Below are 17,729 nucleotides of genomic sequence, written 5' to 3'. Positions count from 1 at the left end.
CTAACGATAATACCATGAACCAATCAAACGACAACCACATGTACCTCGAAGGCCTCGATTACCGGAGCGGAAAACTGGTGCACATCGGTATTCGCGACGGAAAGATAGCCGAAGTGATTCAACTTCCGGAAGGGAAGGGGAAACACCCTTTTATCGCGCCCGGTTTAGTGGACTTGCAGGTAAACGGTTACGGCGGTGTCGATTTCAATACCGCTCCGTTACTGGCGTCCGATGTTTATCGTGCGGTTCAGTTGCTGGCGGAGCAAGGCGTAACGACCTTCTTCCCGACCTTGATCACGAATACCCCGCAAGCGATTTCCGAAGCGCTGAAAGTGATTGTCTCCGCCTGTCATTCGTACCCCGATGTCGATGCAGCCATTGGCGGTATTCACCTCGAAGGGCCGTTTCTATCGAAAGAAGAAGGCGCTCGCGGGGCACATGACCCGGAGTTAGTGCGAAAACCCGACTGGGACTTGTTTCAGCAGTGGCAGGAAGCCGCTGAGGGACGAATTAAAATTATCACCCTTTCGCCGGAATGGGAAGGATCGGAAGAGTTCATCTCCCGTTGCAGCGAAAGCGGCGTTGTGGTGTCCATAGGCCATACGGGGGCGACACCGGAACAGATTGCCGGAGCGGTTGCCACTGGTGCACGGTTGTCGACGCACCTGGGGAATGCCGCTCACCTGATGTTGCCACGCCATCCCAACTACATTTGGGAACAGTTGGCACAGGATGCGTTGTGGACCACCGTCATTGGGGACGGTTTTCACCTGCCCGAGTCCTTTCTCAAGGTTGTTTTCAAGGTGAAGCCCGAAACCTCCATCCTGATAAGTGATTGTACCCATTTTGCCGGTTTGCCGCCGGGGAACTACCATAGTCATATCGGCGGAGATGTGATTCTCAGCCCGGAAGGCCGTCTTTGCATGGCCGATCAACCGAAATTGCTGGCCGGTTCGGCGCAATCGCTGCTGTGGTGCGTTAATCAGATGGCAGGGAAGGAATTACTGACGTTGGAAACGGCATGGAACAAAGCCTCGCTCAAGCCGATGGAGCTGTTGCAGGGAGAATCGCAAATACCTTTCCGCAAAGGTTCGCCTGCTGACCTGGTGCTGTACGAACAAACCGAAAAAGGGATGGAGATTGTACAAACCATCCGGGCCGGAAAGGTCGTGTTTAACCAAACAAAAAATGAAAAAGATGAAAACTAACTGGATTTTTCTGGTCGTAGCTGTCCTGTTTCTTGCCGGATGCGGGAACAAAACCAAAAAGACTGTAAATAACGACCGGATGGTCGACGGTACGCGTATTATTCACTTCTCCGGCTACGACTGGCGGGTGGGGAACAGCAAAGATACAAGGCAGGGACCGGGTCCCAACTACTTTTCTGATTCCAAAGAGAACGTATGGCTAGATGACAGCGGGAATTTGCACCTGAAAATTACCCACCGCGACGGACGGTGGAACTGCGCCAAGATTTCCCTGCTGGAATCGCATGGTTACGGAACGTACATCTTTCATGTAGCCAGCCGGGTAGATGGTTTCGACAAGAATGTAGTTGGAGGGCTGTTCACCTATGCCAATGATAGCTCCGAAATTGATATCGAGTTTTCGAAGTGGGCCAAAGACACCACCGAAGATTCGCAGTTTGTGATTCAGCCAGGGTGGCATCCGGGCAATCATCACCGCTATTATCTCGATCAAACCGGGGAGCAGTCGACGCATTGGTTTAACTGGCAACCTGACAGCGTGGTGTTTGCCAGCTATCAGGGGAACGTCGGCGATAATCCACCGGTGGATCAGCTGATGACACAATGGACTTATACCGGCGCCGACAATCCGAAGCCCGGCAAGGAGGCTGCGAAGATCAACCTGTGGCTGTACCGCGGAAATCCTCCGACCGATGGCAAAGAGGTAGAAATGGTCCTCTCCGGCTTCGAATTCCGGAAGTAAATCCAACCGATAAACGCTATGCACATGAAAGAGATGAACGGTACACCGAAGCGGCAGCGCCTGTTGTCGCTTGATGCACTTCGTGGGTTCGATATGTTTTGGATTACCGGTGGGCAGCGGGTCATACATGCCCTGGCAACCCTGACCGGATGGCCGCTGTTTAAATATTTACACGGGCAGATGGATCATGTGAAGTGGGAGGGTTTCCAATTCTACGATTTGATATTCCCGCTCTTCCTGTTTCTCGCTGGTGTTTCCATGCCTTTCTCCTTTGGGAAACGGCTGGCCCGCGGTGATTCGAAAGTAAGCATCTATAAACACGCGTTTAAACGGATGATGTGGCTGATTGTCCTCGGAATGCTATACAACCGCATTCTCAATCTCGACGCTGAGCATTTCCGGGTGGGAAGTGTGCTGGGACGCATCGGGATTGCCTGGTTCTTTGCCGCCATTATCTACCTGAATACGAACCTGCGCGCGCAGATCATCTGGTTCTGGGGCCTGTTGCTGGCGTATTGTCTCATGATGCTGTACATTCCCGTTCCGGGATTCGGTGCAGGCGTGCTCACACCGGAAGGAAACCTCGCAGGCCTTATCGATCGTCTGCTGATTCCGGGTACGTTATACATGAAAGTGATGGAGCCAGAAGGTGTTTTGAGCACCATCCCCTCAATAAGTACGGCGTTATTGGGTGTTTTTGCCGGGAGGTTGCTTATTTCAGAAGATGTTCGTTTGAGCAAGCTGCGGAAAGGGCTCATCCTGATTGGTGCGGGCATTGTATCGCTGGGACTCGGTGAATTGTGGGGATTGTGGTTTCCCATTATCAAGAAATTGTGGACCAGTTCATTCATGCTCTATGCCGGCGGATGGAGTCTCATCCTGTTGGGGGTGTTTTACCTCATCATCGACGTGTGGGGCTTCAAAAAGTGGGCATTCTTCTTCGTGGTGATTGGATTGAACCCCATCACCATCTATTTAGTGCAGTACAAAATCGTCGATTTCGGCAACATGCGCAACTTCTTCTTCGGCGGATTGATGCATCTCACGCCCCATCATATCGCGGGGCTCATCGGTGCCGTCGGGTACGTAGCCTGCGTGTGGGCGTTCCTGTACATTTTGTACCGGAAAAAGATATTCCTGAAAGTATAAAGGGAAAAGAAAAAAGATGTTTGGTTAGTAGTAAGCAGTGAATCATGTAACGTGTTCAACACCTGTAGTTGCCCTAGCCTCCCGTTCAGGGGAGCCCCGAGAAATCGGGGGGTGGGGGTGATTGTTACGGTGGGCTTTCTATCCGAATTCACCATTTGTATTCTCTTCCCCATCAACCCATAAAAAACAAAACGGTTATGAAAACAATGAAATTCATACTGGCCTTTTTCATCCTCGCGGGCGTTGCTGTTTCCGCGCAGGCGGAGATCAACATCATTCCGCGTCCGGTGAGCGTGGTGCCCGGCAACGGTACCTACACCCTGACGGAGAAGACGGCCATTGTTTCGGGCGAGGCAACCCAATCCGAAGCCGCTTACCTGGCAGGTATCCTGGCGAAAGCCTTCGGCGAAAAGCCGCACATTAAAGCGAAAGGCAAAGGCATCGAGCTGAAGCTGAATGCAACCCTGAAAGACTCGCTGGGCGACGAAGGTTACCTGCTGAAGGTAGAGCCCAAACGGATTGTCATCGAAGGGGCGACCCGTACCGGCGTATTTTACGGCATCCAGTCGTTGCGGCAGCTGTTGCCACCCGCATTTGAGTTCCATCCCGAAAAGGGAAAAAACGCTGCCGTTCCGGTGGTGGCCATTGCCGATAAGCCGCGGTTTGCATGGCGGGGATTTATGCTCGATGTATCGCGTCATTTCAAAGGTGTGGATGTGGTGAAGAGTATGCTCGACCAGATGGCGCTGATGAAAATGAACGTCTTCCACTGGCACCTGACCGATGACCAGGGATGGCGCATCGAAATCAAGAAGTATCCGAAACTGACGTCGGTGGGCGGCTACCGGAAAGACACGCAGGCAGCCCGCCACAGCGACAAACGCGAAGGGAAGCCACACAGCGGTTTCTATACGCAGGAGCAAATCAAGGATATCATCGCCTACGCCACCGCTCGGCACATTCGCATCGTTCCGGAGATTGAAATGCCCGGTCATGCTTCGGCGGCCATTGCGGCTTATCCGTGGCTCGGGGTGTTGGGAACCACGAAAGAGGTTCCGGTGAGATTTGGCAAGCTGCCCGACTCGTTTAACATTGCCGATCCGCGCGTTATTCAATTCCTCGAGGATGTGCTTACCGAAGTTTTCAACCTGTTTCCCGGTAAGGTGGTCCATATCGGGGGTGATGAAGTGATGTACGACGCGTGGAAGAAATCGAAAGCCATGCAGGCGTTGATGAAGAAGGAGGGACTGACGTCTCCCGCCGATTTGCAAATCTGGTTCACCAACCGCATCTCGCAGTTCGTCGATAGCACGGGTCATCGCATGATGGGATGGAACGAAATCCTCGGCGATAACGTGCATGAGTGGCAGGATTCGGCCGATACGCAGGTAAAACAGACGCTCGCCAAATCGGCTATCATCGAATTCTGGAAAGGGAGCCTCGATTTGATCAACAAGGCGGTTTCGAATGGCTACGATGTGGTGAATGCTTACCACCGGATGACATATCTCGATTATAACTATAAAATGATTCGGCTTTCGAAAGCCTATTCATTCAATCCCATTCCTGAAGGACTCGACCCGAAGTACGATTCGAAGATATTAGGCTTCGGTTGCCAGATGTGGAGCGAATGGATTCCCACCACAAAGTCGATGGATCTGAAAGTATTCCCCCGGTTAGCCGCTTACGCTGAAGTAGGCTGGACGCCGCTGCCCGATAAAAACTATCAACGCTTTCTCGACGCCCTGCACAACATGGAACAACGCTGGCAGCTGGATGGTATCGATTACCACAAAGGAGAGGAATAGCGAATATTCAACGATATAAAATGCAAAACACGCAGAGCCGGGTAATTTCCCCGGCTTTGCTGTTATGGTACGTTGGTTGATGACCGTTTTTCCCGCAGGGTCACGACATGTCGTGACCGTTACCACGCGCTATCCCCAGATATTTCCGGTGTTTGTCATTCGGCCACGATGTATCGTGGCCCTACAGCGTTTGTGATATAGGGTATGTGCGTTTGCATTGTAGGGGCAGGATATATCTCATTCCAGCAACCAAATACCATCCATCCGTCAGTACCCGGCTTACAACTGGTAAGTTAGTTCCGTTGTTTTGCCCGAATGAATTTGAAACAGTACCTGCTTCGAGTAGTACCTGTCGGCAATGGTATAGTGATAATTTAAGTAGTAGTTACCCGGGTTCAGGTCTTTGACGGTAAGCACTCCCTCGAACAGGTTTTTATCGAGACCGGATATCGCCGTCGACGTGTTGTTCTCGAGGGTAATGGTATAGTCAATAACCGGGAGATAGTTGTTATTGGGTTTGAAGTTCACTTTTAATGCGCCGGTTCTTAGGCTTACTTCGTCTTTTTTGCAACTGCTGAAGGTAGCCAGGATAGCTACGAAAATCAGCATCATCTTTAAGGTCGTCTTGTTGGTCATTTTATTTTTGTTTTTATAGTTGATGTGATGCAACGATGCGTTCATCCGCTTAAAATCCTGTTATGCAGGAATCGACGGAAAACGATATCGCTAAAAACCTAAGTTAGTTCGCTGCCTGGTAATCGTAATGGGTTACCGGTAATGCGGTTTACCCAAATATAATAAATATTTATCCGGTTAACGAAGAGATACAAAAGTTTTAGGACGTATCCCGTAGAGGCACGACATGTCGTGACCGTTGCAACGCGCTACCCCCAAACATTTCCGGTGTTTGTCATGCGGCCACGATGTATCGTGGCTCTACAGCGCTTGCGATATAGGGTATGTGCGTTTGCATTGTAGGGTCAGGATATATCCTGACCGATTCACTGCCCGATTGCCGGTAATTTTAGAAGTTGGGTGCCCGGCCACGATATATCGTGGCCCTACATCGTTATTAGGTTGCCTTTGTAGCGTTCAGTTCGTCATTTGCAGCGGCCCCAAATCCCCTTTAGGGGACAGAGGGGTGAATACCACGATATATCCTGGCGCTATTGCGACACGACGTTGAAAGCTGCTGTCATTTATAACGCTAATCACATCTATCCACGATAATCATCGAAGCCTTTAATGGAATGGGGACCTAAGCCTCCCCGTTTGGGGAGGTTGGGTGGGGCAATGAAGCACCGACAAATCATTGACCAGCACCTGTCCCAACCTTACACCAACCTATTCATAGTGATACAAAATAGCAGAGACAAGGCATTGCCTTGTCTCTGCAGTTATCGAATATTGTTTGATGTCTTCCTAGCTTGCCGGCGGATACTGATCAATCAGTTTGTTCTGTTTGGCGGCAGCTTTCAGGAAATCCTTTACCGTCATGGGTTTGTACCCGCGCGAACGGTTCAGGTGACCTACTTTGAAGAGCAGGCTCTGTGATTTGAACAACGCTTTGTACAGTTTGAAGATGGAAACCTCGGGGTCCCAGCCGCTGATGGCTTCCGAGCCGGCACCGTTGATTTCGATGATGGAAAATCCTTCGCCTTTTTGCAGCAGCTCGGTCGATTCGAAGCGCACATCGAAGCGGCCAAAGTAGAACTCCGGCATGCTTTGCGCGATGGCATCGATGCGGGCGCTCAGCTCCGGCGTAATCAAATGACTGGCATCGCGGTAGAGGCCGCCTACGCGGATACTCCCGATAAACGATAACCGAATCAGTTCACCGTCGGCCGGTACCATGTCGAGGTACTGCTTCTCGAGGCTCATGTGCTCGGTTTTTCCGCCCAGGTAATAATCGGCATGGGTTTTCATCCGCGGGTTGTTGCGGATGAGGTCGCGCAGGGTCGATGTTCCGTCGCCATACACATACGGGAAATAGCGCAGCGTCACCGAAATCACCTTACCGTGTTCCTCGCCGGGGTACCGGACGTAGAAGATACCCGCTTCGCCGTCGTGTTGCACCGGACGCTGCAGTAGCAGTTTTTCCCCGGTAGGGTATTCATTCAGGTAATGAAGCAGGTGTGCATCCTCTTCCACGAGGCGCACGCCGTATCCCTGCCAGCCCACGTCGGGCTTCACCACGACCGGGAACTCCAGGCCTTTTTTCTTCATCAGCGAAAGCGCGTCCTGCAAATCGGCATCCACGCCCTTGCCGTTTCGTTCGAAGGTCACAAACTCGGCCACCCATTGCTGGTGTTCGTCGCCAACCTGTTCCATGATATCGCTCTTCGACTCGCCCCAGAAACCACCGGTTTCAATCATGGGGTTCGATACCGTGGGCAGGGTCAGTGAGCGATAGCGCGCCGAGAGGAATAACCAGCGTAATCCGACCGGTAAATAAAATAATCCGTTGGGGAGGCGTTCAGCCAGCGAGACGAACCTTTTCAGTCCGTCGGGTGACGGCATCCCGGTATGCCTGTTTTTCCGTCCGGGCTTATATGTTTTCAGCATTTTCAAAAATGAGGGAGCTTCGTCGTCGTCGAGGGCCCGTTCGGTAACCTTGGCGAACTTCGGTTTCAGCAGGCTGGTGGAGGCGAATACAATAACGATGATGGCGACGAGTATCCACGCCCAGTAGTTCAGGTGCACCAGCACCAAATCGCCGAAGACAATCACCAGCGTGAGGGCGATGGAGGTATACACGCCACCGGTGATGGCCGACAGAAGGGTGAACCGTCCCAGTGGAATTTTAAACCAACCACAGGCCACGAAAGTAGGGAAGAGGAGGCCCGGTGTAAGGCGGCACATGATGAGTACCTTTGTCAGGTTCGATTCAATCCAGTTGTGGAGGCGTTCGACCTTGGGGCCAATGATTTTGCGACGCAGCCAGGCGTTCTTTTGGGCAAACCGTCCGAGGAGATAAATGAATACATCGCCGGCGACAATTCCTGTGAAAACGGCAGTATAGACCAACACGAGCGGTACGTGATGTTCGACACGCGAGAACCCCGCCGCCAGTATGGCAGCATCCTCGTGGATGAAGGTCAGGAAGAATATCGCGAGAAAATGCTTCAACCATGTGAGGTTAAAAAGCGTCATCGTCATATCTGTATCGTTAAGGTAAACCCTTTTAGTTGGTTGGTCGCCGCCAAAAGCGCGACTTCCACCGGAACTAAAATACTCAATTTGTTTTATTATTTAACAGGTAAAAGTTGAAAAATGCAGTAGGCCCGCTGGCCCTTCATTACTTGCCTGTTACCCCATTAGACAGCCGGAGCCGATGTTTTGTTACAGTTTGGCAATACATTCTTCCACAGTTTTTTCGGCCGGATGCTGATGGAAACCTGTTTTAGGGAAAATTCCATGATGACACTGATTAATGTGATTACGCAGATGGGTTGCATTGCGTCTCTACGGGCGCTTTGTTCTGAGGTGCTGCAAATCATTTTAGATTTCATTCCACTTCTTGAAATCAAGGATTTTGTTATCCTCATTGTTCTTTAATTCATCTTCCGGGTTTTTCGTCAGGTAGATAACTTCGTTGTCTTCGAGAACTAAAAGCTCATTTCCCTCGAAAATGTCTGTCAACAAGTGAATCAAGGTTCTTAATTCATCATCTATTTCATAAGCTCCGTACAGACTCATATGGGTATGCCAACTGCAATCACCATTTGCATTATCAAAACCGATTGTTATTTCCATATCCTGCGTTGAAATCCAGAACAACTGCGTCTTCATTGGACTTGGTATCTCGATAATGAGTACATCATCGACATACCTAACGAACCTTTTGAATTCCGGGAATCGAGTTAGCAATCCGGTTTTAATAATATCTGAATATTCCTGTTGGCTTAATTTATTCATTTGGCAATGATGAGGTTTCTAAGCTGATTTCTAGTCCTGATATTCACGACCAATGCACGTTTCAAATTCTTCAATCAACTGTTTTAGGACTTCAAGGGGTAATTGGCAATCGGTTGAGTTAAACTGAATTTTTCTCAATTTATCATTTCGAAATATCTCAGCGATGAATTGATTTTTGTCGGCATTGTGCAGCTCAATTCCAATCCCATCTCGTTGAAGATCGCTTGCAATAATGGCTTTGTAATTGACATTATCTATTGTGACTTGCATAGGCTATGATGTATGTATGTCTGTTGATGCTTCTTTTCAAATTTAACAAAATGAATCAATCCCTGTCGCGGACATTTCATGTTTTTCAGAATGGAGTAACTGTCTGAACCGGGATTACGCTGATTAACCAGATTGCGCAGATTGGGGGCGGTGGTTTTTCATTTGCGTCATTATGATTCAAACAAGAGAGGCGCAAAGCATTGCGTCTCTACGGGCACTTTGTTCGGAGGTGCTGCAAATTAATGGGGGGTGTGTCGCTTATGTGTGCTTCTTCATCTGTGCAATCCAATAATCTGCGTAATCCAGGTTCAGATAAATGAGCCGCAAAGCATTGCGTCTCTACGAACGCCTTGTTCGAAGCTGCTGCAAAATCATTGGAGCTGCTGCAGCTTATGTGCAGTGTCTTTTAATCTGTGTAATCCTTCAATCTGGTTAATCCGGGTTCAGACGATTTCATCAGCATAATCCATTAATCTGTGTCATCGAGGTTCAGACAGAGAGCCGCAAAGCATTGCGTCTCTACGGGCGCTTTGTTCGGAGGTGCTGCAAAATCATTGGAGCTGGTGCAGCTTATGTGCAGTGTCTTTTCATCTGTGTAATCCATTAATCTGGTTAATCCGGGTTCAGACAATTTCATCTGTGTAATCCGGGTTCAGACAGTTTCGTTGTATTTCGAATTAAGCAATCTTTTAAACTGCAAACTTTTGCTGCCAAAATTAATGAGTAATCCTACCTCGATACGATAAGCTTCCAGGTAGTTTTTAGCTTGCGCCAGATGAACGTCTTCCAATTGAGTGATAGCTTTTAATTCGACTGAAATTTGTTCTTCCACCAGGAAATCGACACGGCGGGTCCCGATGTGTTCCTTCTTATAATAGATAGGCATTTCAAATTCCCGGTGAAAGTTCAATCCCATGTTATGCATTTCGATTTCCAGCGCCCGTTGATAGATGACTTCCTGAAAACCGTTTCCCAATGTCTTGTGTACTTCCATGGCAGCGCCGATAATGTCTCGGGTAATTTCCTTGTATTTGTAGGTTTTGGTCATGGTTATTGGGTTTGTGGTTAATTGTTGATTTATAAATTTAACAAAATCAGCTGCTTCAAGCGTACTGCTATGGTTGCCTATTCAGATATTCATCTTCTTTATTCGTTTATCCCTTCCCGTTAGGTAGACGAAACTAACCACGGCGAGGATTAAGCTGATACTAATCATTTCCGGTGAGCCCAGAAACATATTGAAGCGTTCGGGCTCGGTTATGCTGGTGTTCGTTTCGACAAAATACAGCCGGTTCCCGAACATCACCATCATCCATCCGAAATGCAAGGCCCACGAGTACCCGATATGCCCGTTGAGAACGATTAGGCAGTTCCGCACGAAGGCTACCAGGAACAAGGTGGTTAGTGTTGTTAGTTCGAGCGTTCCCCGTTGCAGGAATATCCATCGGTAGAAGGCGAAATGAGCGACAGCAAAGAAAAGGGCCAGGCCGCCAGTGGCTAATAGCGAATTGATTTTCCATTTGCGAACAAGCAGATAGAATGGAATCGCGCCCAGGATGACCTCTTCGTTGAGAATGTAGAAGATATCGTGGAAATAGTTTCGGCAGTCGGCAAACATAATGGCCGCCATATGTCGGCTACCGATGTGTTGAATGAGTAGGATGGAGGCGACAATCACGATGAACGTCAGCAGAACTGTTTTGTGGAAGGTGGTGTGAGATATTTTGGTACCGGTCACCCGGCGAAACTGTTTACCCCAAAGGAGGTAACTGAAAAACAGGATAAGCGCCGTCCCGATGGAGGAGTACCACCAACCGTTGAAATAATAATAGGAAAAGAGCAGGTAAGAGCTCAATAGCAGGATGGTCAATATGGAATTCTTTATCCACTTCATCAGGACAGAATTGGTTTTATCTGTTTGGTCAGTTTGTTTCGTCAGGCGCGTTGGCCATCAGCCTGTCGATGAAATTATCCAGGCTGTACTGTTCATGGTTTTTCTGAGCAGCCTTTAATGCTTCCTGGCCCGCCTCTTTCAGTGCCTCGATATTGGCCGGCGATGCGTCAGCCATATCTTTTGCATAGTTTCTTTTATCCTGCGGAACATCGACGCGTTTGTAGTTGTACTGATGTTCTTCGGCCAGCGAGCCAAACAACCGTTTCATCTGGTAGTCCACTGTATCAAAGCTGCCGTCCATCATGATGTCGGGCATCGATTTGGCCCACTTGAGCAGTCCCCAGTTGCCGCTTTTCTCCGATGCCGGGAAATCGACCTGTCCGCCGCCCGTCCCGATGGAGAGTATCAGCATCTGGTCGGCTGAGGGATAAGTCACCTGCGGGAAGACGGAATTCCGGCATTCGGCGTACCCGCACATGGTCGGGTTGTTGGCATACACACCGCCGTCGATGTTCACCATCTCCTTACCGGTGACGAGATTTTTAATCAAGGCTGAGGGAAAGTACGTAGGAGCGGCAGAGGTGGAACGGGCCACATCTTTCACATAGAACTCCCGTTGTTTGTGTTCCGGTTCGCGGCTACTGAAGAAGAAAGATGATTTGGCAGCCAGGTCGTACGTGGTCACGAGACACGGCTTCACTAGTTCACTCATCTTCAGCTCACCAAACTCTTCGGCAAAGATGGACTCCAGGTTCCGGGCGGTATATTTGCTGGCGTTGTACAACTGACGCAAACCAAACCACGGATAGTGTTTGGAGGCATTGAAGATGCGATAGCCTTTTTCGGAATAAAACTCCAGAGCCTGTGACGCCTTGTATTTGGTCTTCGGCTGGTCTTCTCCTTTTTCCGGATTGGGCGTCAGGTAAAAGCAGGTGAGGATTCCCCCGGTGCTGGTCCCGATAATAAAATCGAAGAGGTCGGCCAGGCGGGCATTCGGATTACCGCTCTTTTCGATGTATTGGTTTTCGATGTATTCCAGAACCGTAGCCGGAATCATGCCGCGGATACCGCCGCCATCGAGCGATAGGATGCGCACTTTTTTCATGATAAGGTTAATTGGTTGGAGAGTAAATTTATTGAATTAATGCTACTAAACCAACTTGCCTCTTTTGTTATTATAATTAGAAAATGAATAGAAAGTCTAAAGTTTAGTCCTTATGCCGGAGATACCTGATATGTCCCGGCAGGATAAAAGCCACCAGCCAGCCAATGGCCTCCACCAGCAGTTGGTCGGTTAACGACATCATGGATGCGACATATGCCAGAATGCCAAAGATGATGCCTCCTGCAAGAAGTAAGGGATACTTTAGAATGCTTCCGCTAACCACAATCGCAAAGGCAATAATGACCATGAAGATGGGATGCTGCAGTTCGAAATTGATCTGTTGCAGTACGTTATACTGAATGAGGTTAATGAGCACCAGGCTGACAAACAGGGAAACCCAAACGTACCGGATGTAAATTCCCTGCCTGGCTACTGGTTTAGCCTGACGCAGTAAGTAAAAGATCGTGATGATGAAAGCGACCGCTCCCAATACGATGCCCAGGTTTCCCAACAACGATTGTGTTCGGGAAGCCATCAGAATCTTTTGGGTGAGGTAATTCATCGCATAACTATAAAACATCACCCAACCCCAAAGGATGAGTAGCGCTCCGGGGCGGAATACAAAATGTTGAATAAGTCGTGATAATCCGGAAAAAACTTCAATGGGCTGCTCTTCCTGATGTTGTTCTGATTTCATGGTTTGCTGATTTAGTTGTTTGTTGATCAAAGAACTAAGTTAGCTATTTTCCTGATATGACGTAGCTATAACAAAGAGAAAGCCCTTCCCGTTTGCCAGAGGCGGGGAAAGGCTTTTATCTTGTTTTTTTCGTTCTGTTACGAATTTCTTTTCTGCGAATAAACCCGTTTCCGTTTGGGGCGGTCGTTTCTTCCTTCGTTGTTGTTCCGGTTGGTTTGCCGCTGGCGCTGAAACGAGCGTTGCGATTTGGCCGGTTGTATGGCCGGCGCTTCGCCTTCCTCACTCAAATACGGATGTTCTGCTACCACCGGAATTTGCTGTGCAATCAGTTTCTGAATGTCGCGCAGGTACGCTTTCTCTTCGGTATCGCAAAACGACATGGCCATACCACTGGCGCTGGCCCGTCCGGTCCGGCCAATGCGGTGAACGTAGGTTTCGGGAATGTTCGGCAGGTCGTAATTGATAACCAGCGATAATTCTTCCACATCGATGCCGCGGGCGGCAATGTCGGTCGCCACCAAAACGCCCATCTGGCCGCTTTTGAAACTCCCCAGCGCCCGTTGACGCTGACCCTGTGATTTATTCCCGTGAATGGCTCCTGCATCAATGCCTGCTTTCCCCAGTAACCTGACAATCTTATCCGCTCCGTGTTTGGTTCGGGTAAAAATCAGGGCCGAGTCAACCGGTTCATTTTTGAGCAGGTGCACCAGCAATTTGGGTTTGCCCTGTTTGTTGACGAAGTATACCGACTGTTCTACCTTTTCGGCCGTAGTTTGTTTGGGCCGAATAGTGACCTTCTGCGGATTGCCCAGCAGTTTGTTCGACAACTTGACAATATCCGGTGGCATGGTGGCCGAGAAGAACAGCGACTGCCGTTTCGCCGGCAATTGAGCAATAATCTTTTTAATATCGTGGATGAAGCCCATGTCCAGCATTTGGTCGGCCTCATCCAGCACCGAGTATTCAATATCTTTTAAGGAAATAAATCCCTGGTTCATCAGGTCGAGCAACCGACCGGGCGTGGCGACCAAAATATCGACGCCTCTTTTGAGCGTTTGAACCTGCGGGCCTTGTTTTACGCCGCCAAAAATGACTGCATTCCGGATACCGGTATATCGGCCATATGTCGAAAAGCTTTCTGCAATCTGAATGGCAAGTTCCCGCGTGGGAGTAACAATGAGCGCTTTAATTTTGCGCTGTCCGTTATGTTGTTTCCTTTTTTGATATAGATGCTGCAGGATGGGAATGGCGAAAGCGGCAGTTTTGCCGGTGCCGGTCTGTGCACAACCGAGCAGGTCTCTTCCTTTCAATAAAATGGGGATGGATTGTTCCTGAATCGGGGTGGGTTTCGAATATCCCTCAGCAGCAAGCGCTTTCAGGATAGGTTCAATAATCTCTAATTCTTTAAATGTCATATATTTTCTGTAGATCAAGGTGGCTAAGGTAGTGTAATTAATCGGATTTAATGTAACCAGTAGATTAAGGTAGGAAATTGGTGAAGTCTGCTGTTTAAAATTGCTAGAGACGGGAAAGGTGAAAAACGGGGAGTAGGTGAATAGTCACAAGGTTTTCACAAAAGTGCACAAAGCCATTTATGTTTTTGATATATTCTCTGAGCGTTCAGTGGCTAATAATTTTGACGTATACCACACCCATCGTCATTAAAAATATGATTGTGGCTTTCAGAAAAAAACAGCTTTCAGAAATAATACGTTTCTCTTCTTGTCTTTATACGGTTCTCTTCAAATCTTTATACGGTTCTCCATACTACCTTTATACGGTTCTCGTCGAAGCTTTATACGGTTCTCATTGAAGCTTTATACGGTTCTCATTCGAGCGTTATAGTTTCCCGGCAGAAATTGCATATGATCCATCGTCATTATAAGGACTAGATTGAGAATTTCAGGAAAAAAGCCGGGATGAAGTGTCCCGGCTTTTGTGTGTTTTATGCTAATGCGTCGTACATGACTTCGATAGGGTGAATGGCTTTTCGGCCTGTGCCGTCTTTGATGTGGTGGCGGCAACTGGTTCCGGGAGCGGAGATGATGGTTTCGCCGGCTGATTTCCGTACTTCCGGGAAGAGCACCATTTCGCCAATCTGCATTGATAGCTCGTAGTGTTCTTTTTCGTAACCGAATGAACCGGCCATTCCGCAGCACCCCGATTTGATTTCGCTCACCTGGTAATTGGGCGGCAGCGAAAGCATCTGCTTGGTTGGCGTGGTTGAGGCCACCGCTTTTTGCTGGCAGTGTCCGTGCAGTTTGATGTCGCGCTGGGCCGTGGTAAACTGCTCTGCCGTGATGTTGCCTTTTTCCATTTCACGCACGAAGAACTCTTCGAATAACAGGGCATTCTCTCCCAATGAAACCGCAGCCTCGCGCAATGACTCTTCTACCAGTTCGGGGTATTCGTCCCGGAAGGTAAGGATAGTCGACGGCTCGATACCAATCATTGGGGTTTTCACCGAAATCTTATCCTTCAGCATGCGCACGTTGTCGTTGGCAATTTTCTTTGACTCACGCATGAATCCTTTCGACAGGAACGTCCGGCCGCTTTCACGATGTTTCGGAATCTCTACTGAATAACCCAGTTTTGTCAGCAACAGAATAGTTTTAATACCGATGTCCGATTCTTGGTAATTGGTGAATTCATCGGCGAAGAGATATACTTTTCCTTTCGAGCCTTCCGGTTGCCGGTTTTTGTTGGCCCAGCCCTTTAATGTTTTGCTGGTGAAGGCAGGCATCGAACGTTTCGGATGAAAACCGATGAGCCTTTTGGTGAGGCCCATGTTCATGTTCCAGTTGGCCAGCGGCGCAACCGCTGAGGCCAAACCGCTCATACGGGGTAACCAGGCGATCAGTTTCGAGCGAAGCGGCGCTCCATGCTCGTCATAATAATATTGTAGGAATTCGGCTTTGAATTTCGCCATGTCGACGTTGGAAGGACATTCTGCTTTACAGGCCTTACACGAGATACACAAATCGAGCACCTGGTATATCTCCGGATGGTCGAGCGGCTTATCGTTTTCGGAATGGTGCAGGAATTCCCGCAGAATGTTGGCGCGTCCGCGCGTTGACTTGTCTTCGTCGCGGGTAGCCATGAACGTTGGACACATGGTTCCACCTACGACTTCCGATTTACGGCAATCACCCGAACCGTTACATTTCTCTACTGCCCGCAGGAAGCCTTTCGTCGACGAGAAGTCACTCACGGTTTCCACTTCCGGGTAATGGTTGTTGAGGTTATACCGAAGGTTCTGCGTAATCGGCGGCACATCCGTAATTTTTCCCGGGTTGAGAATATTCCACGGGTCCCAGGTTTTCTTCAATTCCTTGAACAAGCCGTAAATTTCGTCACCGAACATGAATGGGATGAACGAACCACGCAGGCGGCCATCGCCATGTTCTCCCGAAAGGGAACCCCGGTATTTCTTCACCAATTCGGCTACATCCTGTGCCAGTGTGGAATACAGCTCCTGATCGTTTTTGTCTTTTAAATTGAGCAACGGACGCAGATGGATTTCCCCGGTAGCGATGTGCGCATAGAAAACGCATTGCAATCCGTGACCGTCGAGCACCTGCTGGAACTCGGCCATGTATTCAGGTAGTTTGTCGGGACTAACCGCTGTGTCTTCAATGACGGTCGTACTTTTCCGGTCGCCCGGAATATTGGAAAGCAATCCAAGACCCGCCGTACGCAGGTTCCAGACCCGCTGAATCTGCTCGTCACCAAAGATGAGTGGAAAGTGATAACCATAACCGGCGTCTTCCATATCTTTCACAAGCGCCTTGTGGATGGCTTCGATCTCTTCTTTGGTTTCCCGCGCAAATTCAATTACCAGCACGGCTTTCGGTTCGCCTTGCAGGAAGAACCTATTCTTGCGTTGCTCGATGTTCTCTTTGGTACACTCAATAATAATATCGTCCATCATTTCGATGGCACCCGGCTGGTGTTTCAGCGCTACAATATTTCCGCGGAAAGCATCTTCCAGTGAAGAAAAGTGAGCGGCAATCACGCCTTTTACTTTCGGTGGAAGCGGAATTAAATTCAGCTTGATAGAGGTTGAGAACGCTAGTGTTCCTTCGGAGCCGGCCAGCAGTTTCGCTATATTAAATGGTACACCGTTACCGATAAACGGGTCGGTATCCATCAGAATATCGATGGCATAACCCATGTTTCGGCGGGTCACACTCTTCTCCGGGTACACTTCTTCTATTTTCCTGCGGGTATCTTCTTTCTCCAACATCTCTTTTAACTGGAGGTAGATCTTCGTTTCCAGTTTTTCAGGGTTACCGGCACACTTGGCTTCAAATTCTTCTTTGCTCAGCGGACCGAAAGTAACTTCGGAACCATCCGCTAAAAAGGCTTCCACTTCCAGGATATGGTCGCGCACACTTCCGTAGATGAGTGAGTGGAGGCCGCAGGAGTTATTGCCCAACATACCACCGATACGGCAGCGATTGGCCGTTGAAGTCTCCGGTCCGAATTGCAACCCGTAAGGTTTCAGATAGAGATTCAATTCCGCCAGGTTAACACCCGGTTCTACACGCACCCACTTTTCGTCCTGGTTAAATTCCAGGATGCGGTCCATGTGCTTTGAAATATCCATCACGATGCCGCTGCCCACGACCTGTCCGGCCAAAGATGTTCCGGCAGCGCGGGGAATGACAGAGAGCTGATTCTCCCGGGCGTATTTCAAAATTCGACTGATATCGGATTTATTCTTCGGTATGGTAACAGCTATCGGCTTTTCCCGGTAGGAGGAAGCATCGGTTGCATATATGACGCGATGTACCTGATCGGTAAATAGTTCGCCCTCCAATTCACGGGCCAGTGATTCGAATGGTTCGGTACTTGACATGTTTTAATGATTTGGTGAAGCTAAGATACAAAAGATCGGACACGCGTGGTTTAAATTATTTATACTCATTAAACGCT

Annotated in this window: 14 protein-coding genes; 4 read left to right on the top strand and 10 right to left on the bottom strand. The window is 49.0% G+C overall.

Annotation, left to right across the window (positions count from 1 at the left end; all coding sequences use genetic code 11):
• The first annotated feature begins 14 nt into the window (after window positions 1–14).
• The 4 genes from GJU87_RS08830 to GJU87_RS08815 all read left to right on the top strand — a co-directional run bounded on the left by GJU87_RS08830 (window position 15) and on the right by GJU87_RS08815 (window position 4,907).
• Window positions 15–1,208, top strand: coding sequence for an N-acetylglucosamine-6-phosphate deacetylase (locus tag GJU87_RS08830; RefSeq protein WP_228491921.1), 1,194 nt, complete (start codon window positions 15–17; stop codon window positions 1,206–1,208).
• Entirely contained in the window at window positions 1,189–1,950 is a 762-nt protein-coding gene (locus GJU87_RS08825) for a hypothetical protein (RefSeq protein ID WP_153639184.1), read from the top strand. The genes GJU87_RS08830 and GJU87_RS08825 overlap by 20 nt, the downstream gene beginning before the upstream one ends.
• 24 nt (window positions 1,951–1,974) lie before the next feature.
• On the top strand, window positions 1,975–3,099 hold the full coding sequence (locus GJU87_RS08820) for an acyltransferase family protein (RefSeq protein WP_228491920.1): 1,125 nt from the start codon (window positions 1,975–1,977) through the stop codon (window positions 3,097–3,099).
• Between the two features lie 197 nt (window positions 3,100–3,296).
• Window positions 3,297–4,907 carry a beta-N-acetylhexosaminidase gene (locus GJU87_RS08815; RefSeq protein ID WP_228491919.1) on the top strand — a complete coding sequence of 537 codons (1,611 nt, stop codon included), beginning with the start codon at window positions 3,297–3,299 and terminating at the stop codon, window positions 4,905–4,907.
• A 279-nt stretch (window positions 4,908–5,186) separates the two neighbouring features.
• Here GJU87_RS08815 and GJU87_RS08810 read toward each other — a convergent pair whose 3' ends face one another.
• The 10 genes from GJU87_RS08810 to GJU87_RS08765 all read right to left on the bottom strand — a co-directional run bounded on the left by GJU87_RS08810 (window position 5,187) and on the right by GJU87_RS08765 (window position 17,652).
• A complete protein-coding gene (locus GJU87_RS08810; RefSeq protein WP_153639182.1) occupies window positions 5,187–5,543 on the bottom strand; it encodes a hypothetical protein in 357 nt (118 codons plus the stop codon).
• A 786-nt stretch (window positions 5,544–6,329) separates the two neighbouring features.
• Window positions 6,330–8,066, bottom strand: a complete 1,737-nt coding sequence (locus GJU87_RS08805) for a VTT domain-containing protein (protein WP_153639181.1) — start codon at window positions 8,064–8,066, stop codon at window positions 6,330–6,332.
• Window positions 8,067–8,408: 342 nt separating this feature from the next.
• Window positions 8,409–8,825 carry a hypothetical protein gene (locus GJU87_RS08800; RefSeq protein ID WP_153639180.1) on the bottom strand — a complete coding sequence of 139 codons (417 nt, stop codon included), beginning with the start codon at window positions 8,823–8,825 and terminating at the stop codon, window positions 8,409–8,411.
• Between the two features lie 30 nt (window positions 8,826–8,855).
• Window positions 8,856–9,095, bottom strand: coding sequence for a hypothetical protein (locus tag GJU87_RS08795; protein WP_153639179.1), 240 nt, complete (start codon window positions 9,093–9,095; stop codon window positions 8,856–8,858).
• 652 nt (window positions 9,096–9,747) lie between these two features.
• Entirely contained in the window at window positions 9,748–10,143 is a 396-nt protein-coding gene (locus GJU87_RS08790) for a GxxExxY protein (RefSeq protein WP_153639178.1), read from the bottom strand.
• Between the two features lie 81 nt (window positions 10,144–10,224).
• On the bottom strand, window positions 10,225–10,989 hold the full coding sequence (locus GJU87_RS08785) for a hypothetical protein (RefSeq protein ID WP_153639177.1): 765 nt from the start codon (window positions 10,987–10,989) through the stop codon (window positions 10,225–10,227).
• 28 nt (window positions 10,990–11,017) lie between these two features.
• The gene (locus GJU87_RS08780; protein WP_153639176.1) at window positions 11,018–12,094 is read right to left on the bottom strand and encodes a patatin-like phospholipase family protein; all 1,077 of its coding nucleotides are present in this window, start codon (window positions 12,092–12,094) and stop codon (window positions 11,018–11,020) included.
• Window positions 12,095–12,197: 103 nt separating this feature from the next.
• Window positions 12,198–12,791, bottom strand: coding sequence for a hypothetical protein (locus GJU87_RS08775; RefSeq protein ID WP_153639175.1), 594 nt, complete (start codon window positions 12,789–12,791; stop codon window positions 12,198–12,200).
• A gap of 137 nt (window positions 12,792–12,928) precedes the next feature.
• Window positions 12,929–14,206 carry a DEAD/DEAH box helicase gene (locus GJU87_RS08770; protein ID WP_153639174.1) on the bottom strand — a complete coding sequence of 426 codons (1,278 nt, stop codon included), beginning with the start codon at window positions 14,204–14,206 and terminating at the stop codon, window positions 12,929–12,931.
• A gap of 530 nt (window positions 14,207–14,736) precedes the next feature.
• The gene (locus tag GJU87_RS08765) at window positions 14,737–17,652 is read right to left on the bottom strand and encodes an FAD-binding and (Fe-S)-binding domain-containing protein (RefSeq protein WP_153639173.1); all 2,916 of its coding nucleotides are present in this window, start codon (window positions 17,650–17,652) and stop codon (window positions 14,737–14,739) included.
• Window positions 17,653–17,729 lie beyond the last annotated feature (77 nt).

This window comes from Prolixibacter sp. NT017 (genome assembly GCF_009617875.1).
Taxonomy (GTDB): domain Bacteria; phylum Bacteroidota; class Bacteroidia; order Bacteroidales; family Prolixibacteraceae; genus Prolixibacter.
The sequence above is the reverse complement of the archived record's forward strand: the minus strand, read 5'-3'. Positions and strand labels throughout refer to the sequence as shown.

Bases quoted from the DNA above. Each gene is read 5' to 3' on its own strand.
- GJU87_RS08830 (WP_228491921.1), top strand. From the start codon at position 15: ATGAACCAATCAAACGACAACCACATGTACCTCGAAGGCCTCGATTAC.
- GJU87_RS08775 (WP_153639175.1), bottom strand. From the start codon at position 12,791: ATGAAATCAGAACAACATCAGGAAGAGCAGCCCATTGAAGTTTTTTCC.
- GJU87_RS08805 (WP_153639181.1), bottom strand. From the start codon at position 8,066: ATGACGATGACGCTTTTTAACCTCACATGGTTGAAGCATTTTCTCGCG.
- GJU87_RS08785 (WP_153639177.1), bottom strand. From the start codon at position 10,989: ATGAAGTGGATAAAGAATTCCATATTGACCATCCTGCTATTGAGCTCT.
- GJU87_RS08770 (WP_153639174.1), bottom strand. From the start codon at position 14,206: ATGACATTTAAAGAATTAGAGATTATTGAACCTATCCTGAAAGCGCTT.
- GJU87_RS08810 (WP_153639182.1), bottom strand. From the start codon at position 5,543: ATGACCAACAAGACGACCTTAAAGATGATGCTGATTTTCGTAGCTATC.
- GJU87_RS08765 (WP_153639173.1), bottom strand. From the start codon at position 17,652: ATGTCAAGTACCGAACCATTCGAATCACTGGCCCGTGAATTGGAGGGC.
- GJU87_RS08825 (WP_153639184.1), top strand. From the start codon at position 1,189: ATGAAAAAGATGAAAACTAACTGGATTTTTCTGGTCGTAGCTGTCCTG.
- GJU87_RS08815 (WP_228491919.1), top strand. From the start codon at position 3,297: ATGAAAACAATGAAATTCATACTGGCCTTTTTCATCCTCGCGGGCGTT.
- GJU87_RS08795 (WP_153639179.1), bottom strand. From the start codon at position 9,095: ATGCAAGTCACAATAGATAATGTCAATTACAAAGCCATTATTGCAAGC.
- GJU87_RS08820 (WP_228491920.1), top strand. From the start codon at position 1,975: ATGAAAGAGATGAACGGTACACCGAAGCGGCAGCGCCTGTTGTCGCTT.
- GJU87_RS08790 (WP_153639178.1), bottom strand. From the start codon at position 10,143: ATGACCAAAACCTACAAATACAAGGAAATTACCCGAGACATTATCGGC.
- GJU87_RS08800 (WP_153639180.1), bottom strand. From the start codon at position 8,825: ATGAATAAATTAAGCCAACAGGAATATTCAGATATTATTAAAACCGGA.
- GJU87_RS08780 (WP_153639176.1), bottom strand. From the start codon at position 12,094: ATGAAAAAAGTGCGCATCCTATCGCTCGATGGCGGCGGTATCCGCGGC.